Raw genomic sequence first — 25,471 nt, forward strand, 5'->3', positions numbered from 1 at the left:
TTAATCAGGGAGTTCCGCATCGTGCTTGGCAGCGACTTCCGTCTCCGCCAGCGCTTCCGTGATCCAGCGGGCCACGGCCGGGTGCGCCTGCACGCGCTCGCAATACGCATTCAGCGCCGGCGCCAGCGACACGCCATACGTGCGGAAGCGCATGACGACGGGGGCGAAATACGCGTCGGCGATGGAAAACTCGCCAAACAGGAACTGGTGGTGGCCAAAGCGGGATAAACACTCTTCCCAGATTTCGCTGATGCGGCCGATGTCGGCCTGCGCGGCGGCCGTGCGGCCCCGGCCCGGCAACTTCGCCTTGATATTCATCGACATATCCGTGCGCAAGCCGGCGAAACCGGAATGCATTTCCGCGCAGACACAACGCGCCATGGCGCGCGCGGCCACGTCCTGCGGCCACAGGTGCTTGTCAGGAAACTGCTCGGCCAGGTATTCGCAGATGGCCAGGCTGTCCCAGATCGTCATTTCGCCCGCCAGCAGCACGGGTACCCGGCCGCAGGCGGAATAGGCGGCGATTTTCGTCGCCGTGTCGCTCTGGTCGAGCAGCACGCGCACTTCCTGGAACGGGATGCCGAAGGCCGTCATGGCCACCCACGGGCGCATCGACCACGACGAGTAATTCTTGTTGCCGATGATAAGGGTCAGGCCCGGCTCGCGCGCAGCGGCCAGAGTTTGCGTCAGGCTGGGGTCAAGGATGGTCGTTTGCATGGTCGGCTAGCTTTAGTTGGATGATGGCAAATCGGCAGAAACGGCGCTATTCTTCGGCCCCACGGTGCCCAGGCGCGCTTTCAGAGACTGCGGGCTCTTCTCGAACAGGGCCGCGTAAAACGTGGCATTGGCCATCACGTTCTTCACGTAGCCGCGCGTTTCCGTGTACGGGATGGTCTCGGCAAAGACGGCGCCTTCCAGCGGACGCGTCATGGTGGCGCGCCAGATGCGCAAGCGTCCCGGCCCCGCATTGTAGGCGGCGCTGGCCAGCACTTGCGAACCGTCCAGGCCGCCGAGCACCATGTTCAGGTAATTCGTGCCCAGCAAGACATTCGTGCGCACATCGCTCAGGGTTTCCGTGACGAAATCGGTGAGGCCGATCTTCTTGGCCACGTAACGGGCCGTCGACGGCATGACCTGCATCAAACCGGACGCGCCCACATGCGACTGCGCATCCATGATGAAGCGCGATTCCTGGCGGATCAAGCCATATACCCAGGCCTTGTCCAGACCCAGGGTTTGCGTGGCCGGATGCATGACGTCGTCGTGCGGCGTCGGGTAGCGCTGCGTGTAGTCCACTTCCAGACGCGTGCGGTCGGACGTGTTGACCATGCGGTCGAGCACATTGTTCTGGCGCGCAAATTCCGCGGCCGCCAGATGTTGGCGATCCGTCATGGAACGCAATTCCCAGTTCCACTCGCGCGTGCCTTCGAAGCGCAAGCGCATGTTGAAAAACTTCAAGGCGCGCTGCAAGCCCGGATTGGCGGCCATGGCGGCGATTTCCGCCGGCGTGACGGGCTGGCCCGGCGGCGGCAAGACCAGGTGATTGCCCAGCTCTTCATTGGCCAGCAGGCCATAGAAATTCGATTGATCGCTGATCGTGCGGTACAGGGCATCGGCCTGCGCATTCGGGCGGCCCGGCGTTTCCGCCTGCTGCGCCCGTGCCAGCCAGTACACCCAGGTGGGGTCGGCGCGCAAGGAGGCCGGCATGGCCTGGATCGATGACTTGACCACCGGCCAGTTGCCTTCGCGCAAGGCGATACGCGCCTTCCATTGCATCTGCTCCTGGGTCAGCGGCGCACCATTACTTTTTTGCCAATACTCAAACGCTTCCGGCGCCAGCGAATACGATGCCTGCAAAGCCAGGTTGGACCAGCCGATGGCCTGCTCCTGCGGCGTCAGGGACGGACTGGCCTTTTGCAGGGCCACCACGCCCAGTTTCAAGGTGCTTTTCGCCATGCGGCCGATGGCCACCAGGTACATTTCATGGTCGGCGCGGCTGGGGCCCGGCCCCTTGGCCAGCATCAGTGCGGGCAAGTCGATCGCTTGCGCCATCTTCGCGTCGGACGCGCCCAGCAGCAGCGCGATGCGGCGCGCCGGGCCGGTGGCATTCGTCTGGCCCGCCAGGCGGATCTGCGCCCACAGGTCGTTCGCGTCGAACTGGCCATTTTGCGCCAATACCGCGATCAGGCTGCCGCACGCTTCGCCATAGCCGGGCGGCGAGACGAGCAGGTTGCGCGCCTCGGGCGCCACGTTCTGTCCCTTGGCGGCGCGCGACATCAGCGCGTAGCACTTGAGCTGGGTATCGTCGTCGAGGGCGAATTGCGGATATTGCTCATCGAACACAACCCAGTCGCGCTTGCGGCCCAGTTCCAGCAGCCAGTCGTTGCGGAAACGGTCGGCGATGGCGCTGCCCTTGTAGCGGTTCAGGTAATCGCGAAATTGTGCTTCGCTCAACTGCTTGATGCGCGGTTTCAGCCGATAATAGTCAACATACGATGGAATCTGGTAATTCGTCAGGCGGGCCGCATAGAAGTCCGCCTTGTCGGCGTCATCCTTGCGCGCGGCGTCGCGCAGCAGCAGGAAGGCATCGTCCTCGCTGCGCGTATCGGACGCCAGCGCTGCGGCAGGCGAGACGGTGGCGATCACCTGGGCCAGGGCGGCCAGGGGGGACAGGACCGATGCGGCACACAGCATCGAGCCGGCAATCCATTTCAGTGGGGAAATCAATGTACGACTCTCAATCTTGATGGTGATATGAATAGCGACCCTAGAATAACATGCGATCCGGCTACACGGCCACCCATTGCGCCACAGGAAAAAGCCGGCTTGCGCAAAGCCCTGCTGGCGACCCGGCGCGCCCTGCCCGAGGCCACGCGAGTAAGGTGGGATGCGGCCATCGCGCAGCGCCTGCTGGACTGGTGCGCGCAGGAAAATGTCGGGGAATTGGGCGTGTACTGGCCCCTGCATGGCGAGCCGGACTTGCACGACGCCTATGCGCAGCTGGCCGCGCGCGGCGTGCAGTTAAGCTTGCCGGTGGTGCTGGAAAAACACGCGCCGCTGGCGTTTTCCGCCTGGACGCCAGGCGACCCCATGGTCAAGGATGGCATGGGCGTGGCCGTGCCGGCCCAGTTGCGCCTGCGCCCGGCACCGGCCGCCCTGCTCGTGCCCTGCCTGGGATTTAATGAAGAACGTTACCGGCTCGGCTATGGCGGCGGCTATTACGACCGCACCCTGGCGGCCACGCCCCGCCCGCGCACAGTAGGCATCGCCTATGCCTGCCTGGCGGCACCCTTTCCCAAGGGCGAATACGACATCGCCCTCGATCACATCATGACCGAGGGCGATCTGCTCTAACGCATCAGAACGGTTTATTTCACCAGGCGCTGCCACAGTGCCGTCGTGGGCGCCGCCTGGTTCATGCTATAAAAATGCAAGCCTGGCGCGCCGCCTTCCAGCAGGCGTTCGCACAAGCCCGTCACCACGTCCAGGCCGAAGGCCTTGATGGACGCGCTGTCGTCGCCGAAGCTGGCCAGCTTCAGACGCACCCAGCGTGGAATTTCCGCGCCGCACATGTCCGAAAAACGCATCAGCTGCGTGTAGTTCGTGATCGGCATGATGCCGGCCACGATGGGCACGTTGATACCCACCTTCTGCGCCTGCTCGACGAACTGGAAATACGCGTCGGCATTGTAGAAGTACTGGGTGATGGCGGCATCGGCGCCGGCCTGCACCTTGCGCGCGAACGCCTGCAGGTCGTCCTGCGGCGAACGGGCTTGCGGATGCACTTCCGGATAGGCGGCCACTTCAATATGGAAATGGTCGCCCGTCTCGGCGCGGATGAATTCCACCAGCTCGTTGGCGTAGCGGAACTCGCCCGAGGCGCCATAGCCGCTGGGCAAGTCGCCGCGCAAGGCAACGATGCGGTTCACGCCCGCCGCCTTGAAGTCGGCCAGCACGGCACGGATCGATGCACGCGAACCGCCCACGCAAGACAGATGGGGCGCGGCCTCTTCGCCGGCCGCCAGGATCTCGCGCACGGTGTCGAGCGTACCCTGCTGCGTCGTGCCACCCGCACCGAACGTCACCGAAAAATACTTCGGATGCAATTCAGACAACTTGGCACGCGTGGCGCGCAGCTTTTCCGCCCCTTCCGGGGTTTTCGGCGGGAAAAACTCGATACTGAAATTATGCTTTTCCATCGTCGTTACTCAAAAGTAAGGTCGACAAGGCCCAGGAAATGATGCTGTACAGAATGGCACCACCCACGGCCGACCAGAAACTGGCGACATGGAAACCAGCGATCATCTGCGCCACCAGCCAGAACATGAAGCCGTTGATGATCAAAATGAACAGGCCCAGCGACAAGAACGTCACGGGCAGGGTCAAGAGGATCAGCAGGGGACGGATCAGCGCATTGACCAGTCCCAGCACGGCAGCGGCCAGCAGCGCGGTCCAGCCGCTGCTCATCGTCACCGAATGCATCAAATAAGGGACGGCAAACAGGGCTGCCGCATTGATAAACCAAATCAGTAGCAAGCGCATTTCTCTAGCCTGTCAAAAAAGAGGGGCAAGCCGGCATAGCCGGCCTTTTCAAAGTACACCGATCAGTCTTGTTGCCTCAGGAACCGTAGCGAGCGGATGCGCGGCGTGGCCGAGAAGCGCAGCTGTACTTTATGTACAGCGAGCATCGCCGGCTGCGCCCCGCGCCGCGCAGTAGGTTCATGAGGCAACCATCTTAGTAACGGTAGTGCTCTGGCTTGTATGGACCTTCCGTGCGCACGCCGATGTAGTCGGCTTGCTCTTGCGTCAGTTCCGTCAGCTGCGCATTCAACTTTTTGAGTTGCAGGCGGGCGACTTTTTCATCCAGGTGTTTCGGCAGGGTGTACACGCCGACCGGGTAGTTGGCCGTGTTCGCGTACAGTTCGATCTGCGCGATCGTCTGGTTGGCAAACGACGAGCTCATCACGTACGACGGGTGGCCCGTGCCGCAACCGAGGTTGACCAGACGGCCTTCGGCCAGCAGGATGATGCGGCGGCCCGACGGGAAGATGATGTGGTCGACTTGCGGCTTGATGTTTTCCCACTCGTATTGCTTCAGCGAAGCGACGTCGATTTCATTGTCGAAGTGACCAATGTTGCAAACGATGGCCTGGTCTTTCATGCGCGTCAGGTGATCGTGCGTGAGGATATGGTAGTTGCCCGTGCAGGTAACAAAAATGTCGCCGTGTTCGCAGGCGTAATCCATGGTCACGACGCGGTAGCCTTCCATCGCCGCCTGCAGCGCGCAGATCGGGTCGACTTCCGTCACCCATACTTGCGCCGACAGGGCGCGCATGGCTTGGGCCGAACCCTTGCCGACGTCACCGTAACCGGCGATGACGGCCACTTTACCGGCGATCATCACGTCGGTGGCGCGCTTGATGCCATCGACCAGCGACTCGCGGCAGCCATACAGGTTGTCGAACTTCGATTTCGTGACAGAATCGTTCACGTTGATGGCCGGGAAGGCCAGCTTGCCTTCCTTGTGCATCTGGTACAGGCGGTGCACGCCGGTCGTCGTTTCTTCCGTCACGCCGAGGATTTCCGGCAAGCGCTTCGAGTACCAGGTCGGGTCGGCCAGCAAGTGCTTCTTGATCGAGTTGAACAGGCAGATTTCTTCGTCCGAGCCAGGGTTGGCCAGCACGGACAGATCGGTTTCCGCGCGCACGCCCAGGTGCAGCAGCAGGGTCGCGTCGCCGCCATCGTCGAGGATCATGTTCGAGTAGACAGCCTTGCCATCCACGTTCGGCCATTCGAAGATGCGGTGCGTGTATTCCCAGTAGTCATCCAGCGACTCGCCCTTGACGGCGAACACAGGAGTGCCGGCGGCGGCGATGGCGGCGGCGGCGTGATCTTGCGTGGAGTAAATGTTGCACGATGCCCAACGCACTTGCGCGCCCAGTGCTTCCAGGGTCTGGATCAGCACGGCGGTCTGGATGGTCATGTGGATGGAACCGGTGATGCGCGCGCCCTTCAAAGGCTGCGCTGCCGCGAATTCTTCGCGGATGGCCATCAGGCCAGGCATTTCCGTTTCAGCAATCTTGATTTCTTTGTCGCCCCATGCGGCCAGAGTGATATCGGCGATGGTGTAGTCGTGTTGCGATTTGAGTACGGCGTTCATCACGCCCTCCTTTCAGTGGTTGAAAAAGGTACGTGAGCGCGGTTGCAGGATATTCCGAGCCTGGCGAATTTCTTCGTCGCAACGCTCCTCGGACACGGGATTTTAACATTGTCAAGCCGCGCGCGCCAGCCTGTTCGGCATGCATGGCCCCGCAACAACACATAAAAAAAAGCGCCCGCGGCCTGGCGGCCGGGGCGCTCATCAGCAAACGGACTGGATTACTTCAGGCCGGCGGCGTCGCGCAGCAGGGCAACCTTGTCCGTGCGCTCCCACGTGAATTCCGGCTCTTCGCGGCCGAAGTGGCCGTAGGCGGCGCTCTTCTGGTAGATCGGGCGCAGCAGGTCCAGCATTTGCACGATGCCTTTCGGGCGCAGGTCGAAGTGCGCCAGCACCAGCTTGGCGATTTCCGTGTCGGGAATCACGCCCGTGCCTTCCGTGTAGACGGTGATGTTGATCGGCTTGGCCACGCCGATGGCGTAGCTGACCTGCACCTGGCATTGACGCGCCAGGCCGGCGGCGACGATGTTTTTCGCCACGTAGCGGGCCGCATACGCTGCCGAACGGTCGACTTTCGACGGGTCCTTGCCCGAGAACGCGCCGCCGCCGTGCGGCGCTGCGCCGCCGTAGGTATCGACGATAATCTTGCGCCCGGTCAAGCCGCAATCGCCTTGCGGACCGCCGATGACGAAACGGCCCGTCGGGTTGACGAGGAATTTGGTCTCCGTCAGCCATTCGCGCGGCAGGATGGGCTTGATGATTTCCTCGATGACGGCTTCTTCGATCTGCGAGTGCGAGATTTCCGGCGCATGCTGGGTCGACAGCACGACCGTGTGCACGCCGACGGGGCGGCCATCGACGTAGCGCAGGGTCACTTGCGATTTGGCGTCCGGACGCAGCCATGGCAGGCGGCCATCCTTGCGCAGCTGCGACTGGCGCTCGACCAGGCGGTGCGCGTAGTGGATGGCGGCGGGCATCAGCTCGGCCGTTTCATCGCAGGCGTAGCCGAACATCAGGCCCTGATCGCCAGCGCCTTGATCCAGATCAATACCCGCACCTTCGTCGACGCCTTGCGCGATGTCCGGCGACTGCTTGTCGTAGGCCACCAGCACGGCGCAACCCTTGTAGTCGATGCCGTATTCCGTGTTGTCATAACCGATGCGTTTGATGGTTTCGCGCGCAACTTGAATATAATCCACATTGGCGTGGGTGGTAATCTCGCCAGCCAGCACCACCAGGCCCGTGTTGCACAAGGTTTCGGCAGCCACGCGGGCGGTCGGATCCTGGGTCAGGATGGCGTCAAGGATGGCGTCGGAAATTTGATCGGCAACCTTGTCGGGATGGCCTTCCGAGACGGATTCGGAAGTGAAGAGATAGTCGTTTGACATTGCAAGCTCCTGATTACTATGTGAATGTTCTGTCGCAGTAAAGAGGATTTTGCCTGCGACGCTTTAGCGATATTTATATTCCGCTTCGCAAGTTGTCTATTAACTCAGCGGTTACTGCATACGTGGTATTTTACGCTTCTTAAAAAATTTTGGCACGGCAACACGCCATTCCTGGAAACAGCTCATTCATGTTAGTCCCCATTTTTCGCTTCTTATCGATCTTTCCCTTGCCCGTCCTGCATGGCCTTGGCGCTGTGCTGGGGTGGGTGATTTACGCCATTTCCCCGTCCTACCGCCGCCGCATGCGCGAGAACATGCAGGGTGCGGGTTTTTCGCAACACTTGCACACGGCCGTGGCCGAAGCGGGCAAGAGCGTGCTGGAACTGCCCTTCATCTGGTGCGCGCCGGCAGAGCGCGTGGCACGCCATGCGACGGTGGAAAACTGGGAACTGGTGGAACAAGCCCTGCAGCACGGCCGCGGCATCGTCTTCCTCACGCCGCACCTGGGCTGCTTTGAAATCGTCGCCCAGCAGATCGCCCTGCGCACGCCGCTCACCGTCATGTACCGCCCGCCCAAGCGCGCCGCACTGAAGCCGCTGATCGAAGGGGCGCGCGCGCGCGAAAACCTGATGTTGGCGCCGGCCAATATGTCGGGCGTGCGCATCTTTGCCAAATGCCTGAAAAAGGGACAACCCATCGGCCTGCTGCCCGACCAGGTGCCGCAGGAAGGCGAAGGCGTATGGGCCGATTTCTTCGGCCGCCCCGCCTACACCATGACCCTGCCGGCCAAGCTGGCGCAGATGGGCGGCGCCGAAGTCATCATCACCTACGCGGAGCGCCTGCCGGGCGGACGCGGCTACGTCGTGCACTTCGTGCCCTTCACCGAGTCGCTCGACAGCACCTCGGCGGAGCAGGCGCGCACCATCAATGCCGCCATGGAGCAATTGATCGCGCGCAGCCCGGCGCAATACCTGTGGAGCTACAACCGCTACAAGGTGCCGCGCGGCGCGCCGCCGCCCACGCCCGCCACGCCCGATGCCGCCAAGGAGCCGGCATGAGACTGCTGATCGCCTTCATGTGGCTGCTGCACTGGCTGCCCCTGCCCATCCTCGGCCGCTTCGGCGTGGCCGTCGGCAGCCTGCTGTTCATCGCCATGCCCACGCGGCGCAAGATTGCCCTGACGAATCTGCGCCTGTGCATGCCGGAACTGACGGAACAGCAACGCGTGGCCCTGGCGCGCCAGCATTTCCAGGCCTATTCGCGCAGCGTGTGGGAGCGCAGCATCCTGTGGTGGGCGCCGGAAGAACGCCTGAACCGCCTGATCAAAAAAGTGCCCGCCTTCCCGGGCCAGCAGATCGCCGCCAAGCCCACCATCCTGCTGTGCCCGCACTTCGTCTGCCTCGACGTGGCCGGCGCCGCCACGGCCATGGAAATTTCCGCTTCCTCGATGTACGTGCAGCAAAAGAACGCCGCCTTCGACCAGGCCTTGCGCGCCGGCCGTTCGCGCTTCAAGCCGCCCAAGCTGTTTACGCGCCAGGACGGCATCAAGACGATACTGCGCGCCCTGCGCGACGGCTTGCCCTACTTCATGCTGCCGGACATGGATTTCGGCGAGAAGGATGCGGAATTCGTGCCCTTCTTCGGCGTGCCCGCCGCCACCCTGACGGCCACGGCGCGCCTGGCGCTGGCCGCCAAGGCGCAGGTGATTCCCGTCATCGCCACCTTCCTGCCCAACTACGAAGGCTGGCAAGTGACGTACTACCCGGCCTGGGACGATTATCCGGGCGACGACATCACGGCCGCCACGCGCCGCATGAACGCCTTCATCGAAGAGCGCGTGCGCGAGGCGCCGGCCGAATATTTCTGGACGCATAAGCGCTTCAAGACGCGCCCCGAAGGCGAAGCGTCGTTCTATAACCAGCACAAGTGATACGGCAGAACATGAAACTCCACTTTACCAAGATGCATGGCGCCGGCAATGACTTCATCGTCATCGACGCCATCAGCCAGGACATCGATTTCACGCCGGCCCAGTGGCAACGCCTGGCCGACCGCCGCTTCGGCATCGGTGCCGACCAGATCCTCGTGGTGGAAAAGCCGCGCCTGCCAGGCTGCGACTTCCGCTACCGCATCTATAACAACGACGGCGGCGAAGTGGAACAGTGCGGCAATGGCGCGCGCGCCTTCGTCAAGTTCGTCAGCGAAAAAGGTTTGTCCGACAAAGACAGCATCCGCGTGGAAACCATGGCCGGCATCATCGCGCCGCGCCTGGAAGCCGACGGCAGCATCACGGTCGACATGGGCGCGCCCGTGCTGGACCCCGCGCTGGTGCCGTTCGATGCGGCCGGCCTCGCCGGTGTAGCGCAAGGCAACGACACCTTGTGGCCGCTGGAGCTGGACTTGCCAGGCGACAACGCCCCCGTGCTGGTGTCCGTCGTCTCGATGGGCAATCCGCATGCCGTGCAGGTGGTCGACGACGTCGACGCGCAAGACCTGGAAGCGTCGGGCCCGCGCATCGAGCACCATCCGCGCTTTCCGCGCCGCGTCAATGCGGGCTACATGCAGGTCATCGACCGCCACCACGTGAAACTGCGCGTGTACGAGCGGGGCGCGGGCGAAACCCTGGCCTGTGGCACGGGCGCCTGCGCCGCCGCCGTGGCCGGCATCTTGCGCGGCTTGCTGGACTCGCCCGTGCGCATCAGCGCGCGCGGCGGCGAACTGTCGATCGCCTGGCAAGGCCCCGGCCAGCCCGTGCTGATGACGGGTCCGGCCGTGACCGTCTTCGAAGGCACGATCGAACTGTAACCCCTGCCTCAAGCCGCCAGGAACTGCCGCTCCTGCGGCGCAGGTTCCTGCGGTATCTGTTCCTGCGACAACTCCAGTTCCGTCAGGTAGCACTTCAGGCGGTACAGCCGCTGCCGGTAATTGCCTTCCGGGCCAGTCACGCCACAGTCGACGCGCTCGAACAGGCGCGCCACCTGGTCGAGCACCTGGCGTTCCTGCGCCGTGCGGACCAGCACCAGGCGCCGCTTGCCCCGTCCATGCGTGGCGCTGATATCGACCAGCAGGCAGTGGCCCTGGTCGGCCGCATGCACGTCGAGCAGCAGGGCTTCGGCGCGCGACAGGTGAAACCAGCGCGCCAGTTCCAGCCGCGCCGCCAGCAAGGGGTGATTCTGCCCCAGTTGGCGCAGGTCCGCGCCCGCATGCACGGCGCCGCACTGGCCCCAGTCGCCCGGCTCGCCGCGCGGCGCAATGCGCGCCAGCGCCGCCTCCGCTTCGCGGCTGCCTTGCGCCTGCGCCTGCAGCAGCCAGTAAGCGGCCCGCACGTCGCTGTTGACGCCTTCGCGCCGGTTGCGCCAGGCATGCATGCCACATTCGAGCTGGGCCGGGGCATGGCCCAGGTCGGCAGCACGTTCCAGGCAGCAATGGGCTTCGACCACATTGCGCTGGGAAAATTCCGGTTTCGTATAGATGCGCGACAGCACGAACCAGGCTTCGGCCAGGCCCTGTTCGCCGGCCTGCGTCAGCCAGCGCACGGCCCGCTTGAAGTTGGCGGCGCCATGGCGCGTGGCCAGGCGCTGGCCCCGCGCATCCATGCGCGCATAGCCGAGTCCCAGTTCCAGCTGCGCCGTGCGGTCGCCGCCATGCGCGGCCAGTTCGCAGCACTGCCAGCCTTCGGCATCGCCAGCGGGGGCCAGCGCCTGGGCGCAGCGCGACAGCAGCAGCACCTGCTGCGCGTCGAGCGCGAGGGTGCGCGCACCGGCCGCCGCCTGGCGCTGCAACAGCTCGCGCGCCAGCGGCAAGCCCTGCGCCAGGAAGCCGGCATGGTCACCGCTGCTCCACGCCTGCTCCAGGGCCGCGTACAGGGTGACGTCGATGTTGCTGGCAGGCTCGGCCGCATGCCGGGCCAGCGGCGCAGCCGCGCCGTCCTGCAGGGACAACAGCCAGCGGGCATCGGGCAAACCGGCCGCCGCCGCCGCTTCCAGTCCCCGGCGCGCCGTGGCCCGCAAGGTGTCGCAGCTGCCCGGATGGCCCAGCACCAGTTGCGCCAGCACCAGCCCGGCCTGCGCCAGCCCCGCATCGAAGGCTTGCGCATAATACGGAATCAGGGCCTGGGCCGCCGGCCGCGCCACCTCGAAAGGCACGTGCGTGCCGATCAGCATGCACGCTTCCTGGCTGCCTTCCTGGGCGGCCCGCGCCAGCCAGTGCAAGGCCGTGGGCAGGCTCTGCGGCACGCCCTGCCCGAACAGATACACCCTTCCCAATGCCAGCTGGCAGGCCACATCGCCCGCCCGCGCCCCCTTGATCAATCCTAATGTTTCGCGATTTGCCATCGATTCTCGATATTGAGTCAATGATTCTAATAATGTGTAAGCCGTCTCCAGGCCCGTCAATGCAGGCCGTCCCCTAGTGTACCGTCCTTGTGTGGGAAATCCGCCAAAGCCGGCGCAAGAACTTGATCCAACGCAACAATGCCTACCCATCAACAAGTCAATATGGCGACGTGCCGCTACCGTGGCAATGGGAAAACGCTTGCCTCAAGCATACGGTCGGCAGAAATCGCGCGTTACAAAAATACAACAGGGTCATGGATTTATGACGCTTTCCACCAACCTTTTCACGCATATTTGACCAATCCCGCACGTCTTGCGTGCCAACGAATTAAGGTTCATTCATCGAAACGCGATCGTTAATGCCTTTCAATCTGCTCGGATCTCGGACGGAACTCACTTTTAATAGGGAATAAGACATGAAAAAATCACTCGTTGCCCTCGCACTCTTCGGCGCTTTCGCCGCAACCGCACAAGCGCAGTCGTCCGTTCAAATCTACGGCACGATCGATGCAGGCGTGGCCAAGGCGACTGGTAATTCCGCCATCGTGACCAAACGCGACAACAACAAACTGGGCTTCAAGGGCACGGAAGATCTGGGCAATGGCTTGAAAGCTATTTTCCAACTGGAAATTCGCTATGAATCCGATACCGGCACCATCGAAAACACCTCGGGCACCAATTCGCGTCCCCTGTTCCAGGGCCAGAGCCGCGTCGGCCTGCAAGGCGACTTCGGTACCGTGCGCCTGGGCCGTGGCCTGACCGCCTTCCAGGAAACGAGCACCGCGTTTGAACCGTGGTCGGGCATGCCGACGCCAGCCGGTTTCCAGACCGACCTGACCGTGGCCGGCTACACCAGCGATCCGCTGAGCGCCCCGGGCAACTCGAAAAACCGCTTCTCGAACGCCGCGTTCTACAACTCGCCAGTCATCGCCGGCTTCCAGTTCAACGCCACCGTGGCCGCCAAGGAAGCGAACAACAACGCCGCCGTCGCCGCGACCGTGCCTAACCTGACGACGAATGCCAGCGGCAACTACGCGCTGCCAGCCAACGTGGCACCGGCGTCGAGCCCGTACTCGGTCTCGCTGACCTACAACTACGCGCAATTTGCCGCCATGGCCGCCTACGAGCGCAATGGCGTGCAAGCCAAGCTGTGGTCGATCGGCGCCTCGTTCAATCCCGTCACGGAATTGAAACTGATGGCAACGTACCAGCACCAGGATGACGGCGACTTCAAGATCATCAACACCGACACCAAATCGTGGGTGCTGGGCATGAACTACGATGTGGGCCCAGGCAAGGTACGCGCTGGCTACGGTCAAAAAACGCCGGATGGCGTCGCCAAGACCAAACAGGCATCGCTGGGCTACGATTACAACCTGTCGAAGCGTACCTACCTGTACGCAGATATTTCGAACAAGAAATCGGCTAGCGTCACCAACTACAACAACACCACGTCGGTCAACTACATCGGCGTAGGCGTGCATCACAACTTCTAATGGCGCTGCGGCCCACCCCTTGCGGGTGGGCTGACGACCATGGAACAGCGGGCGGCATGGGCACCATGCCGCCTTTTTCATGGGCGCGTGGAAAATACATCGGTGCCGCGCCCTTTGCGCCTATGGCGCGGCACTCTCGGTTAGAATGAAGCGTTCAACTTTCACTGACAGACATTCTCAATGACCGCCACTCTCGATTCCAGCACCGTCGCCCAGTATCTGAGCGAGCATCCGAATTTCTTCGAAGAGCATACCGCCCTGCTCGGTGAGGTCAGGCTGAGCAGCCCGCTGACGGGACGCACCATCTCGCTGCAGGAGCGGCAGATGGAAGTGATGCGCGACAAGTACAAGGCGCTGGAACTGCGCATGTCCAAGCTGAGCCGCCTGGCCGAGGAAAATGGCGACATCGCCAGCAAGTTCCACGGCTGGAACCAGGCCATGCTGCAGGTGCGCAGCGATGCCAACATGCCGCGCGTGCTCGTCGATGCGCTGCAAAGCAGTTTCGGCGTGCCCCACGTCAGCCTGCGCCTGTGGCAAGTGCTGCCGGAACACGCCAGCGGCTGGTTCACGGAAGACGTCACGGCCGACGTGCGCATGTTCGCCAACAGCCTGCAGGCGCCGTACTGCGGCAGCAACCGCGATTTCGAAGCCGTGCACTGGCTGCAGGCGGACAAGATCGAATCGACCGTCATGATCGCCCTGCGCGCGCCCGGCACCACCGGCACCTTCGGCCTGCTGGTGCTCGGTTCGCCCGACAGCGAACGGTTTACCTCCAGCATGGGCACGGACTTCCTCGTGCACATCGGTGCCACGGCCAGCGCCGCCCTGGCGCACCTGCGCGCCGGCTCGCCGGCCTGAGCACGCCATGCATGCGGCGCGCGGCAAGACCGACTGGCTGGATGCCTACCTGGCCCAGCTGGCCACGCAGCGCAAGCTGTCGCCGCACACGCTGGACGCCTACGGGCGCGACCTGCGCGCCTTGCTGGCCCTGAGCGGCGATGCGCCCTGGACGGCCCTCGCCCACAACGATGTGCGCCGCTACGCGGCCAAGCTGCACGCTGGCGGCCTCGACCCACGCTCGATCGCCCGCAAGCTGTCGTCCTGGCGGGGATTTTTCAACTGGCTCAGCGGTGAAACGGCACTCGACGCCAACCCCGTCGACGGCATCCGCGCGCCCAAGCGGGCCCGTACCTTGCCGAAAGCCCTGTCGGTGGACGATGCCGTGCGCCTCGTGGCGCCCGCGCCGCACCAGCAGGGTGGCGCCGAGCCGGAACAGCTGTGCAACCGCGCCATGTTCGAGCTGCTGTATTCGAGCGGCTTGCGCGTCTCCGAGCTGACCAGCCTGGACACCCATTACTGCAAGGCCGAAAACGGCCAGCCCGCCTCGCAGGGCTGGCTCGACATGGCCAGCTTCGAGGTCATCGTCACGGGCAAGGGCAGCAAGATGCGCAAGGTGCCTGTCGGCAAGGCCGCCCTCGTGGCCCTGAGCACCTGGCTGGCCGTGCGCCAGCCGGCGGCCGACGGCAGCGCCGCCCTGTTCCTCAGCACGCGCGGCACGCGCATCTCGCCCCGCGTGCTGCAACTGCGCCTGAAGGCGCACGCGCTGGCGACGGAGATTCCCGCCAATGTGCACCCGCACGTGCTGCGCCACTCGTTTGCCTCGCACGTACTGCAATCGTCGGGCGACCTGCGCGCCGTGCAGGAAATGCTGGGCCATTCCAGCATCACCTCGACCCAGGTCTACACGGCCCTCGATTTCCAGCACCTGGCCCACGTCTACGACCAGGCCCACCCCCGCGCCAAGGCCAAGTAGACACCCTGCCCGCCGTCCGGCCTGATGCATATCAAGCGAACCGGCCCCCATTTGCAAGCTTTTGCAAAATTCCGGCATAATCGTCCGCATTCGACCGCTTGCGCGGCGGCACCCCTGATTCCAGCATAGGCATTCTCATGGCAATGATTCCCACCACCATACTCACCGGCTTCCTCGGCGCCGGCAAAACCACCTTGCTCAACCGCATACTGCAGGAAGAGCATGGCATGCGCATCGCCGTGATCGAAAACGAGTTTGGCCAGGAAAACATCGACAACGAGATCCTGGTGCAGGATAGCAACGAGCACATCATCGAGATGAACAACGGCTGCATCTGCTGCACCGTGCGCGGCGACCTGATCGTGGGCCTGACGGAACTGGCGCGCAAGCGCGACGCCGGCCTGCTGGCGTTCGACCGCGTCGTCATCGAAACGACGGGCCTGGCCAATCCCGGCCCCGTGGCGCAGACCTTCTTCGTCGACGAGGAAGTGGGCAGCCACTACATGCTCGACGCCATCCTCACGGTGGTCGATGCGCGCCATGCCATGAAGCAACTCGACGAATACGAGGAAGCCCAGCGGCAAGTGGGCTTCGCCGACAAGCTGCTGCTGTCGAAAACCGACCTCGTCAGTGAGGAGGACGTGGCCGTCCTGACGCGCCGCCTGAAGCGCATCAACCCGCGCGCGCCCATCGCCAAGGTCGATTTCGGCCGCGCCCCGCTGGCCGAGGTGCTCGACATCCGCGGCTTCAACCTGAACGAAAAGCTGGAACTGGACCCGGATTTCCTGGCCACGGAAACAGCGCATGTCCACGACCATGACCATGCGCACGAGCATGGCCAGGAGCACGCCCATGCGCACCAGCATGAACACAGCGACGCCTGCGCCACCGACTGCGGCCATGCCGACCACCACCATGCCCAGCACAGCGACGACATCGCCGCCTTCGTTTTCAAGAGCACGCAACCGTTCGACAGCGCCAAGCTCGACGAGTTCCTGGGCGGCCTGGTGCAGGTGTATGGCCCGCGCATGCTGCGCTACAAGGGCGTGCTGCTGATGCAGGGCGCCGAGCGCAAGGTGGTCTTCCAGGGCGTGCACCAGCTGATGGGCAGCGACCTGGGCGCCAAATGGGGCGAAAACGAAGTACGCGGCAGCAAAATGGTCTTTATTGGCAAAAATCTACCAAAAGACATTTTTATTCGCGGACTCGAACAATGTTTGGTATAAACTAGCCGGGTTTTGCAAAGTATCCGTTGCAAAGCAGAAACAAAAGGGAAAGTTAAGCACGCTTTCCCGCTGTCCGACACCAATCTTGCTGGCATAAACCAACAAGTCGCCGTTCCTGATCGGCTAGGCAACAAATCGGGATGGCAATATAAAGCAAAGCGTGCCAAAATCAGCGACGAAAACGGCCCTTGTCGTTCGCCTGTCATGAAATGCTGGCAAACTGCCGCTGGCCGCATGCCAGGCATGCAACCGATCCACCCAACACGCCTGTAACGCGCGCGCAGCGCGACTGGCATAGAGCGGTAAAAAGTTATCAACATGGCAAATATAGCCGGCCGGTAGTCCTGGCCGCCGCCGGCAAGCCAAGGTCGCAAGCAGTACATCCGGACAGCAATGCCCAGCGGAACCTGTACAGTTGCTCGGCATCGCCGCATCAACTGATCAATTTGAAAACTCTGTCGTATCGAAGGTAAGCGAAGTCATGACCAAAACTAATAAATCGACCCCGGCCGCCAACCAAGACATCCCTCTCATCAGCGAAGAGCAAATTCGCGCCATGAGCGACGATGACTACATGAATCCGGCACAACTGGCATTCTTCAAGGCACGTTTGCAACAGCTTGAAAAAGATCTGCTGAAAAACGCCGGCGAAACCACGGAACACTTGCGTGAAACCGTGCTCGTACCGGACCCTGCCGACCGCGCCACCATCGAGGAAGAGCATGCGCTGGAACTGCGCACGCGCGACCGCGAGCGCAAATTGCTGAAGAAAGTACAACAATCGATCGCCAGCATTGACGCCGGCGACTATGGCTGGTGCGAAGAAACGGGCGAGCCTATCGGCATCCCGCGCCTGATCGCCCGTCCGACCGCCACCCTGTCGCTGGAAGCCCAGCAACGGCGCGAGCTGAAGCAGAAACTCTACGGCGACTGATCGCCGCCCCCCCGCGCAAGCCGCCCCGGCGGCCGCGCGACGTCGCATGAAAAAGCACGCACTCTCCGGATGCGTGCTTTTTTTTCGCCCCGCGCCAGCTACACTGAAGCAGGCACGGCAGCGGCAAGCGGCGCTTGCAATTGCCTTTTCCATCCCCACTTTTGAGCCATGGGCGCGCAAGCGCATGACGCTGCACGCATCGGCATGAAACTTTTGAGGTCAATATGGAACAATTTCACGGCACCACCATCCTCTGCGTCCGGCGCGGCAAGCAAGTGGCCCTGGGCGGCGATGGACAAGTTACCTTGGGCAACATCGTCATGAAGGGCACGGCCCGCAAGGTGCGCAAGTTGTACCAGGGCAAGGTTTTGGTCGGCTTCGCCGGCGGCACGGCCGACGCCTTCACCCTGCTCGACCGCTTCGAAGGCAAGCTGGAAAAACACCAGGGCAACCTGCTGCGCGCCTCCGTCGAACTGGCCAAGGACTGGCGCACGGACCGCGTGCTGCGCCGCCTGGAAGCCATGCTGCTGGTAGCCGACAGCGAATCGACCCTGGTCATCACGGGCAATGGCGACGTGCTGGAACCGGAAGACGGCATCGGCGCCATCGGCTCGGGCGGTACCTACGCCCAGTCCGCCGCCAAGGCGTTGCAGGAAAACACGGACTTGTCGCCGGCCGACGTGGTCAAGAAATCGCTGACCATCGCCGCGGAACTCTGTATCTACACCAACATGTCCCACATCATCGAGACCCTGGACTGAGTCCAGGCGCGTCCCAGCACAGAATAGAAAGCCAACCATGATCATGAACATGACCCCGGCGGAAATCGTCACCGAACTCGACAAGCACGTGGTGGGCCAGGCCAAGGCCAAGCGCGCCGTCGCCATCGCCCTGCGCAACCGCTGGCGCCGCCAGCAGGTGGCCGAGCCCCTGCGCCATGAAATCACGCCCAAGAACATCCTGATGATCGGCCCCACGGGCGTCGGCAAGACGGAAATCGCGCGCCGCCTGGCCAAGCTGGCCGAGGCGCCCTTCATCAAGATCGAAGCGACCAAGTTCACCGAAGTCGGTTATGTAGGCCGCGACGTCGACACCATCATCCGCGACCTGATCGACATCGGCATCAAGCAGACGCGCGCGCTGGAAATGAAGAAAGTGCGCGCCCGCGCCGAAGACGCGGCGGAAGACCGCATCATCGACATCCTCGTGCCGCCGGCGCGCGACTTCGGCTTCACGCCGAATACGGCGGCGGCCGTGGACAACGGCAGCGGCGACAGCACGCGCCAGACCTTCCGCAAGCGCTTGCGCCAGGGCGAGCTCGATGACAAGGAAATCGAGATCGAGCTGGCCGAAACGGGCCCGCAGATGGAAATCATGGCGCCGCCGGGCATGGAAGAGATGACGGAGCAGATCAAGTCCATGTTCTCCGGCGTGGGCGGGCAGCGCAAGAAGGCGCGCAAGGTCAAGATCCGCGAAGCCTTGAAGCTGCTGGTCGAGGAAGAAGCGGCCAAGCTGGTCAACGAGGACGAGCTGAAACAGAAGGCCATCCAGAACGTCGAACAGAACGGCATCGTCTTCCTCGATGAAATCGACAAGATCGCCTCGCGCTCGGAATCCGGCGGCGCCGACGTCTCGCGCGCCGGCGTGCAGCGCGACCTGCTGCCGCTGGTCGAGGGCACGACCGTCAACACCAAGTACGGCATGATACGCACGGACCACATCCTGTTCATCGCCTCGGGCGCCTTCCACCTGTCGAAACCGTCCGACCTGATTCCCGAGCTGCAGGGGCGCTTCCCCATCCGCGTGGAACTGGAATCGCTGTCGATTGCGGACTTCGAACGCATCCTGACGAGCACCGACGCCTGCCTGACGATGCAGTACGAAGCCTTGCTGGCGACGGAAAACCTGAAGCTGCAATTTGCGCCGGAAGGCATCACGCGCCTGGCGGAAATCGCCTACTCGGTCAACGAGCGCACGGAAAACATCGGCGCGCGCCGCCTGCACACGGTGATGGAAAAACTGCTGGAAGAAGTGTCGTTTACGGCCAGCGAAGGCAGCAGCAGCACGGAAAACCTGCTGGTGATCGATGCCGCCTACGTCAACGAACGCCTGGAAGCGTTGTCGGTCAACGAAGACCTGTCGCGCTACGTGCTGTAGTCAAGGAGGGGACCGATGGCAAACAAGGCATTGGCGACGCGGCAGAAGATGCAGTTCCGCGTCGAACCCTCGCAAAAACCGCGCAACCCCGTGGCCAGCGCCGCCCTGCAGCGCAGCGCCGGGGCGCATGTGAAAACCGTCTCGGGCCAGCGCCAGCAGGAAAAACGCCTGCTGGCGAAACTGCTGCTGAAGGTAGAAACGGACAAATAGGCCGCCCGCGGACACCCCGCTCCCGGGGCGTCCGCCATCAGGCCATCCTTGCCAGCCGCCTGCCGTCAGAAACGGTAGGACGCGCCCAGCGAAAACATGTCGACCTTGGTCGTTTGCTTGTCGTTGTACTTGACGGGCACGCGGTCCCAGTCGAGGTGCAGCGACCAGTTCTGGTTCAGCGCATACGCCGTGCCGATGCCGTAGATCAGGCCAGCCTTGTTCTTCTTGTCGGAACCGCCGCCCAGATAATCGACCTTGCCCTGCGTGTAGGCCACGCCGGCGCGCCCGCTCAGCGTAAACGCGTCGAACTGGTAGCCGAGCACGCCCTGCACGCCGGCGCCCGTGAACTTGCCGCGCCCTGCCGCCTTGCCGGCGCCCGTGTCAAAACCGGATGTGACCTCGCCGCCCGTGTACCCCACCAGTTCAATCGCAGGCAGGGCCACGCCGCCCTGAAACGGCAACGCGTTGAAACTGTAGCCCACGTAGGCCTTGCCATTGCGCTTGCTGCTTTTGTCGCAATCGGCTTGTCCTGGCACGCAATCAAGGCCGGTATTGGCGCGAAAGCCGTAGCTGGCGCCCGCGTAGACGGGGCCCGGCGCAGGATCGGCTGCGGCAGCCGAGGCATGCAGGGGAGCGATGGCGGCCAGCGCCAGTAATGCTGCGGGAAAACGGAAAGTTGGGAACATGGATAACCTCTACAAGTGGGTGGATTGCCTGGTTGTAGCGCACTGCGTGAACCACGCTTCGGCGCCACCAACGGGAGTGTCATCGCTTTTGCGCCAAAGTACTATCACCTTGTGCAAAGTGCCATTACGGGCTACATTCGGTACCGGCATCCGCTACCAAACTTGTAAAAAGGATATATCGTGAGTTCGCCTGAACTGGTTTTACGCGTGCTGCGCACCCAATTGCGCGCCGCCGGCATCACTTATAAGGTTCTGGCCGAGCGCATCGGCATGAGCGAGTCGAGCGTCAAGCGCATGTTCGGCCAGCACGACATGTCGCTGTCGCGCCTGGCCCTGATCTGCAAGGCCTCCGGCATCGCCATGGAAGACGTGCTGCGCGGCGCGGCCGACATCACGCCGCACGCCGACACGCTCACCCTGGTGCAGGAAAAGTCGCTGGTGGCGCATCCGCGCCTGCTGCTCGTGGCGATCTGCTGCCTGGGCCACTGGAGCCTGGAACAGGTGGTGGAAACATATGCGTTGACGCAGGCCGAATGCATCGGCTGCCTGGCCGAACTGGACCGCCTGGGCTTGATCGAGCTCAAGCCGCTGAACCGCTACAGCCTGCGCGTCTCGAACGCCTTCCACTGGCTGGCCGACGGACCCGTGCAGCAGTACTTCCGCGAATATGTGGTGGCCGATTACTTCAGCGGGCATTTCGACGGCGCCGGCGAAACCCTGATGTGCATCCCCGCCCGCCTGTCGCTGTCGAGCGCGCAGGAGCTGGTGCAAAAGATCCGCCAGCTGGCCGAGGAACTGGCGCGCCTGCACCAGAACGACCGGCGCCTGGCACCGCAAGAGCGCGACGGCTTCACCCTGCTGCTGGGCTTCCGCTCATGGGAATTTGCCGCCTTCACGGCCCTGCGGCGCAACCCGGCCAGCGCCCTGCCCGCCACGCCGGGCGCCAGTTACCAGACGGGGCCCAGGAACAGATAGAAGGTGCTCTCGCCGCCCTTCGAGGCGCCCGAAGCCATGTACACGGGACCGAAGCGGGTATCGACGGAGATGAAGGCGCTGCTGGCCTGCGTGAACTTGCTGGCTTTCCAGCGCTCGCTCTGGTCGAAGCCGCCGCCCATTTCCAGCGAAAAGCCGGCCCGCACGGCGCCGCCCAGGGTACTCGGCAGGGAGCCGATGCGGCGCGCCATCACCACGCGGGCCAGGGCGATGCTGCGCCCGCTCACGGATTCAAATTCCGTGCCGGACAGGCGCAGGAAGCCGCCCAGGCTGAGCGGCGCTTCGCCGCGCTGGGCCCGCGCCCACTCGCCATACACGTGACCGGCCCAGTTGCCGTAGCCGAAAGCCTTCAGCGCCGTGACCGAGGAGCGGCCCAGGGCCGCTTCGCCCGAGCCCGTGGTCGAGGCGCGCGTCCAGGTGGCGTCGAACAGCACGCCGCGCGTGGGAAAGCCGGGCGAATCGAGCGTATCGGCGCGGAACTGCACGAACTGCGTCGTGCCCAGCGCGCGCGACTCCGGCAGCGTGGGGTCGGCCGGAATCGCCAGCTTGCCCTTGACCTCGCTGCGCGTGACGCCGAACTGCAGGTCGCCCCAGTTGCCGAACTCGCGTCCCAGGATCAGCGCCCCCGCCTGGCCGTTGTACGCCAGGCGCGCGCTGCGCCGCCCCTGGTCGAACAGGTCCATCGCCGACGAGGTGTACTGCAGCTGCGGCGCGATATACCACGGGTTGCCGGCGCCCAGCGGCTGCCAGTACTGCACGCCGAAGCCGCGCGCGTTGCCGATCTGCGCCGTGCTGCGCAGCTCGCCGCCCCAGCTGTTCAGGTTCGAGCGCACATGCAGCAGCTTCAGGGCGAAGCTGTTGCTGTCCCTGAAGTCGCTGGACAGCTCCAGGCCCACGCGCAGGCGGTTGCTGGCCCACGGCGCCTCGACGGCCTTGATGTTGACCGTGCGCTGGTCGCCCGCGTCGACCACTTCCGTTTCCACGCGCGCCACGTCGCCGCGGCCATACAGCCTGGCGGCCGCCTTGAGCACGTCTTCCTGGCTGACCGCCTGCCCTTCCACCAGACCCGATTGCGCCTGCAGGATGCGCGGGTTGATGTCGCCCTCGCTTTCCACGGCCAGGCGCGTGAGCGGCAAGGCCACGTCCAGCAGGGCCGGCGCGGCCAGGCGCAGCTGCTCGCGCGCAGCATACTGCTCCGGCGGCAGGGCCAGCGGCGCCAGGCGGGCGGCCAGCGCCTGCGCCGCCTGCTCGCCGGCGCGCATGGCGCGCGCATAGTTCTCGAAATCGAGGAAGCTCACGCCCGTCAGGTCCGGCGCCACCAGGATATCCTGCGGCCGCAATTCCTTCAGCGAGCGCTGCACGTTCTGCTCCGTGAGGATCTGCAGCATCTGCTGCGCCACGCCGATGGCGCTGCCCAGGTCCTTTTCCGGCGCCAGCGGCGTGCCCACGTTGACGGCAATGACGATATCGGCGCCCATGGCGCGCGCCATGTCGACGGGCAGGTTGCGCACCAGCCCCCCATCGACCACCAGGCGGTTATTCACGCGCACGGGAGAAAACACGCCCGGCACGGCCAGCGAGGCACGCATCGAGAGGAACAGCGGCGTGTCGACCAGCTCCACCAGTTCGCCGCTGACCAGGTCCGACGCCACGGAACGGAAGGGCAAGGGCAACTGGCTGGCCGGGCGGTCGCGCATGCCGGCGGGCAGCAGGCGGTTCAAGGCCATTTCCAGCGCCGCATTGCTGGCCGCGGCCGGCGGCGTGGAAATACCGTTGCGGCTGAGGCCAAATTCGATGCGCGAAGGCAGCAGCAAATCTTCCTCGCGGCGGCGGAAGGCCAGTTCGTCGCGCGGCGGACGGTCGGCCACCACGCGCGCCCAGTTGGTTTCGCGCGCCATCTTTTCCAGGTCCGCGACGGAGGCGCCGGCCGCATAGGCGCCGCCCACCACGCCGCCCATGCTCGTGCCGACCACCATGTCGACCGGCACATGCAGCTCCTGCAGCACTTTCAAGACGCCGATATGCGCCAGGCCGCGCGCGCCGCCACCCGACAGCACCAGGGCGATACGCGGGCGCGCGGGCGCGGGCGCGGGCGCGGGCGCGGCCTGCGCGGATACGGGAACAGGCACGGCGGCGGGAATATCGGCGGCGGCGCCAGCTTGCGGCAGGGCGCACAGCGCCGCCACGCAGCCTGCTGCCAGGACGGCACGGATCGAGAACATGAAGACTCCTGTGGTGACGGCGGCATGGCGCCGTCAGCAAAATACAATAAGAACGGCCTTAATTCGACGGCGGTGGCGGAACGGCCGTCACTTGCGGCGGCGCCGGCATCTGCACGGCCGGGCGCTGCGCTTCCGTCGGCAAGGGCGGCGGCACCAGGTTCGCCGCCGGCGCGGGCGCCGGGGCGGCCGCGACCTGCGCCGGCAAGGCCAGCGCCTTGTCATCGGCCACCAGGTCGATGCGCTTGCTCACGCCGCCATCGCGCAGCAGCACGTGGCGCGCATGCACTTCCTGCACCGTCACGCCGGGCACCACCTCGGCGCCTTCCGGCACGGCCACGGAGGGCTTGCCGTCCGTCGAGATGATGGCCACGCTGCGGCGTCCGTTCTCCGCCGCCACCACGCCCTTGAGCTGGTAGTTGCTGGCCGTGGCCACGCTGACCTGGCCGCCGAACAGCGAGGCGCCCGCCTCCACGCTGGCATCCTGCACCACCGGCACGGCAGGTGGATTGATGGGGCGTTGCGGTGCCTTGAACAGCTGCATGGCCCAGTAGGCCAGCGATACGGACAGCGCCACGACGGCGAGCAAACTTGTAAATTGGGGCAAACGCTTCATGGCTTCCTTGATATTTCTCTTAACGCACCAATTGATTAATCTCGATAATCGGCATCAATACGGCCAGCACGATCAGCAGCACCACCACGCCCATGGCCAGGATCAGGGCCGGCTCCAGCAGGCCGGCGATGGTCAGCGTGCGGCGCTCCAGGTCCTGCTCCTGCGCGCTGGCGGCGCGCTCGAGCATGGCCGGCAGCTCGCCCGTGATTTCGCCAGCGCGTATCATGTGGATCAGCATGGGCGGGAAATGCTTTTGCGCCGACAGCGCGCGCGCCAGGCTCACGCCCTCGCGCACGGCGCCGCTGGCATCCGCCACCAGCTCCTGCATCGCCACGTTCGTCAAGGTATCGCGGCTGGTGTCGAGCGCGCGCAGGATCGGCACGCCGGAACCCGTGGTGATGGCCAGGGTGCTGGCGAAGCGCGCCGTGTTCAGGCTGCGCTCGAACTTGCCGTACAAGGGCGCCGTCAGCAGCCACGTATGCCAGCGCCGCTTCAGGGCCGGCTGCTGCAGGGCGCGGCGCCAGGCGAACCAGGCGCCGGCCAGGGCCACGGCCACGATGATGCCGTAATGGCGCACGAAGTCCGACAGCGCCAGCATGATCACCGTCAGCATGGGCAGCTTCTGCTTGGTGTTGGCGAACACGGAAACGATCTGCGGCACCACGTAGGTGAGCAGGAAAATCACGATGGAAAACGCCACCACCGTGACGATGGCCGGATAGGTGAAGGCCAGCTTGACCTTCTGCACGAGCGCATTGCGCCGCTCGATGTAGTCGGCCAGGCGCGACAGCACGCGCGACAGATGGCCGATCTGCTCGCCCGACGCCACGAGAGCGCGGTAGATTTCCGCGAAATCGCGCGGATGGCGCGCCAGCACGTCGGAAAACGCGGCGCCGCCGATCACTTCGGAGCGGATCGACGCGATCAGGTCGCGCAGATACGGCCGCTCGGCCTGTTCCAGCAGCGCGGAAAACGCCTGCTCCAGCGGCAGGCCCGCTTCCAGCAGGCTGGCCAGCTGGCGCGTGAACAGGGCCAGTTCGGTGCTGGACAGGCGCTCGCCGAAGCCGCGCCGGCGGGTCACGCCGGCGGCGTCGACCTGCGCGGCGATCTGCTCGACGGCCAGCGGCACCAGGCCTTGCACGCGCAGCTCGGCGCGCGCGGAACGGGGACTGTCGGCATTGAGCACGCCCTTGCGGGTGGCGCCCAGGGCGTCGACGGCTTCATAACGGAATGCGGGCATGG

24 protein-coding genes and 1 riboswitch are annotated in these 25,471 nt (G+C 64.3%); of the genes, 13 read left to right on the forward strand and 11 right to left on the reverse strand.

What is annotated here, in order from left to right; translation table 11 throughout:
- Both AC07VL_RS04015 and AC07VL_RS04020 read right to left on the reverse strand, forming a co-directional pair.
- Nucleotides 1-717, reverse strand: a complete 717-nt coding sequence (locus AC07VL_RS04015; protein ID WP_494804687.1) for a glutathione S-transferase family protein — start codon at nucleotides 715-717, stop codon at nucleotides 1-3.
- Between the two features lie 12 nt (nucleotides 718-729).
- Complete coding sequence (locus tag AC07VL_RS04020) at nucleotides 730-2,727, reverse strand: lytic transglycosylase domain-containing protein (protein ID WP_494804688.1); 1,998 nt, start codon at nucleotides 2,725-2,727, stop codon at nucleotides 730-732.
- A 27-nt stretch (nucleotides 2,728-2,754) separates the two neighbouring features.
- On the opposite strand from AC07VL_RS04020, the gene AC07VL_RS04025 reads away from it, so the two are divergent.
- A complete protein-coding gene (locus tag AC07VL_RS04025) occupies nucleotides 2,755-3,354 on the forward strand; it encodes a 5-formyltetrahydrofolate cyclo-ligase (protein ID WP_494804689.1) in 600 nt (199 codons plus the stop codon).
- A gap of 14 nt (nucleotides 3,355-3,368) precedes the next feature.
- On the opposite strand, the gene metF is transcribed toward AC07VL_RS04025, so the two are convergent.
- The 4 genes from metF to metK all read right to left on the reverse strand — a co-directional run bounded on the left by metF (nucleotide 3,369) and on the right by metK (nucleotide 7,545).
- Nucleotides 3,369-4,199 (reverse strand): methylenetetrahydrofolate reductase [NAD(P)H], encoded by an 831-nt coding sequence (gene metF / locus AC07VL_RS04030; RefSeq protein ID WP_494804690.1) that lies wholly within the window; start codon nucleotides 4,197-4,199, stop codon nucleotides 3,369-3,371.
- Nucleotides 4,186-4,542: a phage holin family protein gene (locus AC07VL_RS04035; protein WP_099665786.1), complete on the reverse strand. Its 357-nt coding sequence runs from the start codon at nucleotides 4,540-4,542 to the stop codon at nucleotides 4,186-4,188. The genes metF and AC07VL_RS04035 overlap by 14 nt, the downstream gene beginning before the upstream one ends.
- 193 nt (nucleotides 4,543-4,735) lie before the next feature.
- The gene (gene ahcY, locus AC07VL_RS04040; protein WP_092713571.1) at nucleotides 4,736-6,160 is read right to left on the reverse strand and encodes an adenosylhomocysteinase; all 1,425 of its coding nucleotides are present in this window, start codon (nucleotides 6,158-6,160) and stop codon (nucleotides 4,736-4,738) included.
- Between the two features lie 27 nt (nucleotides 6,161-6,187).
- Nucleotides 6,188-6,256, reverse strand: a riboswitch (S-adenosyl-L-homocysteine riboswitch).
- A 122-nt stretch (nucleotides 6,257-6,378) separates the two neighbouring features.
- Nucleotides 6,379-7,545, reverse strand: coding sequence for a methionine adenosyltransferase (gene metK, locus AC07VL_RS04045; RefSeq protein ID WP_494804691.1), 1,167 nt, complete (start codon nucleotides 7,543-7,545; stop codon nucleotides 6,379-6,381).
- A gap of 188 nt (nucleotides 7,546-7,733) precedes the next feature.
- Between metK and AC07VL_RS04050 the strand changes: the two genes are divergently transcribed.
- From AC07VL_RS04050 to dapF, 3 genes are read left to right on the forward strand one after another with little or no spacing between them, the layout of a single operon-like run.
- Complete coding sequence (locus AC07VL_RS04050) at nucleotides 7,734-8,603, forward strand: lysophospholipid acyltransferase family protein (RefSeq protein ID WP_494804692.1); 870 nt, start codon at nucleotides 7,734-7,736, stop codon at nucleotides 8,601-8,603.
- Nucleotides 8,600-9,475, forward strand: coding sequence for an LpxL/LpxP family acyltransferase (locus AC07VL_RS04055; protein ID WP_494804693.1), 876 nt, complete (start codon nucleotides 8,600-8,602; stop codon nucleotides 9,473-9,475). The genes AC07VL_RS04050 and AC07VL_RS04055 overlap by 4 nt, the downstream gene beginning before the upstream one ends.
- Nucleotides 9,476-9,486: 11 nt before the next feature.
- The gene (gene dapF, locus AC07VL_RS04060) at nucleotides 9,487-10,350 is read left to right on the forward strand and encodes a diaminopimelate epimerase (protein ID WP_494804694.1); all 864 of its coding nucleotides are present in this window, start codon (nucleotides 9,487-9,489) and stop codon (nucleotides 10,348-10,350) included.
- Nucleotides 10,351-10,358: 8 nt separating this feature from the next.
- On the opposite strand, the gene AC07VL_RS04065 is transcribed toward dapF, so the two are convergent.
- Nucleotides 10,359-11,879 carry a tetratricopeptide repeat protein gene (locus AC07VL_RS04065; protein ID WP_494804695.1) on the reverse strand — a complete coding sequence of 507 codons (1,521 nt, stop codon included), beginning with the start codon at nucleotides 11,877-11,879 and terminating at the stop codon, nucleotides 10,359-10,361.
- Between the two features lie 416 nt (nucleotides 11,880-12,295).
- On the opposite strand from AC07VL_RS04065, the gene AC07VL_RS04070 reads away from it, so the two are divergent.
- The 8 genes from AC07VL_RS04070 to AC07VL_RS04105 all read left to right on the forward strand — a co-directional run bounded on the left by AC07VL_RS04070 (nucleotide 12,296) and on the right by AC07VL_RS04105 (nucleotide 19,715).
- Nucleotides 12,296-13,375, forward strand: a complete 1,080-nt coding sequence (locus tag AC07VL_RS04070; RefSeq protein WP_494804696.1) for a porin — start codon at nucleotides 12,296-12,298, stop codon at nucleotides 13,373-13,375.
- 180 nt (nucleotides 13,376-13,555) lie between these two features.
- Complete coding sequence (locus AC07VL_RS04075) at nucleotides 13,556-14,233, forward strand: DUF484 family protein (protein WP_494804697.1); 678 nt, start codon at nucleotides 13,556-13,558, stop codon at nucleotides 14,231-14,233.
- Nucleotides 14,234-14,240: 7 nt separating this feature from the next.
- Entirely contained in the window at nucleotides 14,241-15,188 is a 948-nt protein-coding gene (locus AC07VL_RS04080; RefSeq protein ID WP_494804698.1) for a tyrosine recombinase XerC, read from the forward strand.
- 137 nt (nucleotides 15,189-15,325) lie between these two features.
- Nucleotides 15,326-16,414, forward strand: a complete 1,089-nt coding sequence (locus tag AC07VL_RS04085; RefSeq protein ID WP_494804699.1) for a CobW family GTP-binding protein — start codon at nucleotides 15,326-15,328, stop codon at nucleotides 16,412-16,414.
- 481 nt (nucleotides 16,415-16,895) lie between these two features.
- Complete coding sequence (gene dksA, locus AC07VL_RS04090; RefSeq protein ID WP_494804700.1) at nucleotides 16,896-17,348, forward strand: RNA polymerase-binding protein DksA; 453 nt, start codon at nucleotides 16,896-16,898, stop codon at nucleotides 17,346-17,348.
- A gap of 224 nt (nucleotides 17,349-17,572) precedes the next feature.
- Nucleotides 17,573-18,109 (forward strand): ATP-dependent protease subunit HslV, encoded by a 537-nt coding sequence (hslV, locus tag AC07VL_RS04095; RefSeq protein ID WP_034753065.1) that lies wholly within the window; start codon nucleotides 17,573-17,575, stop codon nucleotides 18,107-18,109.
- A gap of 43 nt (nucleotides 18,110-18,152) precedes the next feature.
- Nucleotides 18,153-19,505, forward strand: a complete 1,353-nt coding sequence (hslU, locus tag AC07VL_RS04100) for an ATP-dependent protease ATPase subunit HslU (protein ID WP_494804768.1) — start codon at nucleotides 18,153-18,155, stop codon at nucleotides 19,503-19,505.
- Between the two features lie 15 nt (nucleotides 19,506-19,520).
- Nucleotides 19,521-19,715 carry a hypothetical protein gene (locus tag AC07VL_RS04105; protein ID WP_494804701.1) on the forward strand — a complete coding sequence of 65 codons (195 nt, stop codon included), beginning with the start codon at nucleotides 19,521-19,523 and terminating at the stop codon, nucleotides 19,713-19,715.
- A gap of 65 nt (nucleotides 19,716-19,780) precedes the next feature.
- Here the strand turns inward: AC07VL_RS04105 and AC07VL_RS04110 are convergent, their stop codons facing one another.
- Nucleotides 19,781-20,401, reverse strand: coding sequence for an outer membrane protein (locus tag AC07VL_RS04110; protein WP_494804702.1), 621 nt, complete (start codon nucleotides 20,399-20,401; stop codon nucleotides 19,781-19,783).
- A 180-nt stretch (nucleotides 20,402-20,581) separates the two neighbouring features.
- Here AC07VL_RS04110 and AC07VL_RS04115 point away from each other — a divergent pair, with 180 nt between their 5' ends.
- Nucleotides 20,582-21,376, forward strand: coding sequence for a helix-turn-helix domain-containing protein (locus AC07VL_RS04115; RefSeq protein ID WP_290603201.1), 795 nt, complete (start codon nucleotides 20,582-20,584; stop codon nucleotides 21,374-21,376).
- Here AC07VL_RS04115 and AC07VL_RS04120 read toward each other — a convergent pair.
- The 3 genes from AC07VL_RS04120 to gspF are packed head-to-tail and all read right to left on the reverse strand — an operon-like array spanning nucleotide 21,349 to nucleotide 25,469.
- Nucleotides 21,349-23,616, reverse strand: a complete 2,268-nt coding sequence (locus AC07VL_RS04120) for a patatin-like phospholipase family protein (RefSeq protein WP_494804703.1) — start codon at nucleotides 23,614-23,616, stop codon at nucleotides 21,349-21,351. The genes AC07VL_RS04115 and AC07VL_RS04120 overlap by 28 nt on opposite strands.
- Nucleotides 23,617-23,674: 58 nt before the next feature.
- Nucleotides 23,675-24,229 carry a type II secretion system protein N gene (locus tag AC07VL_RS04125; protein ID WP_494804704.1) on the reverse strand — a complete coding sequence of 185 codons (555 nt, stop codon included), beginning with the start codon at nucleotides 24,227-24,229 and terminating at the stop codon, nucleotides 23,675-23,677.
- A 19-nt stretch (nucleotides 24,230-24,248) separates the two neighbouring features.
- Nucleotides 24,249-25,469, reverse strand: coding sequence for a type II secretion system inner membrane protein GspF (gspF, locus tag AC07VL_RS04130; RefSeq protein WP_494804705.1), 1,221 nt, complete (start codon nucleotides 25,467-25,469; stop codon nucleotides 24,249-24,251).
- Between the last annotated feature and the right edge of the window lie 2 nt (nucleotides 25,470-25,471).

Source organism: Janthinobacterium sp. GW821-FHT03C08, from assembly GCF_059420905.1.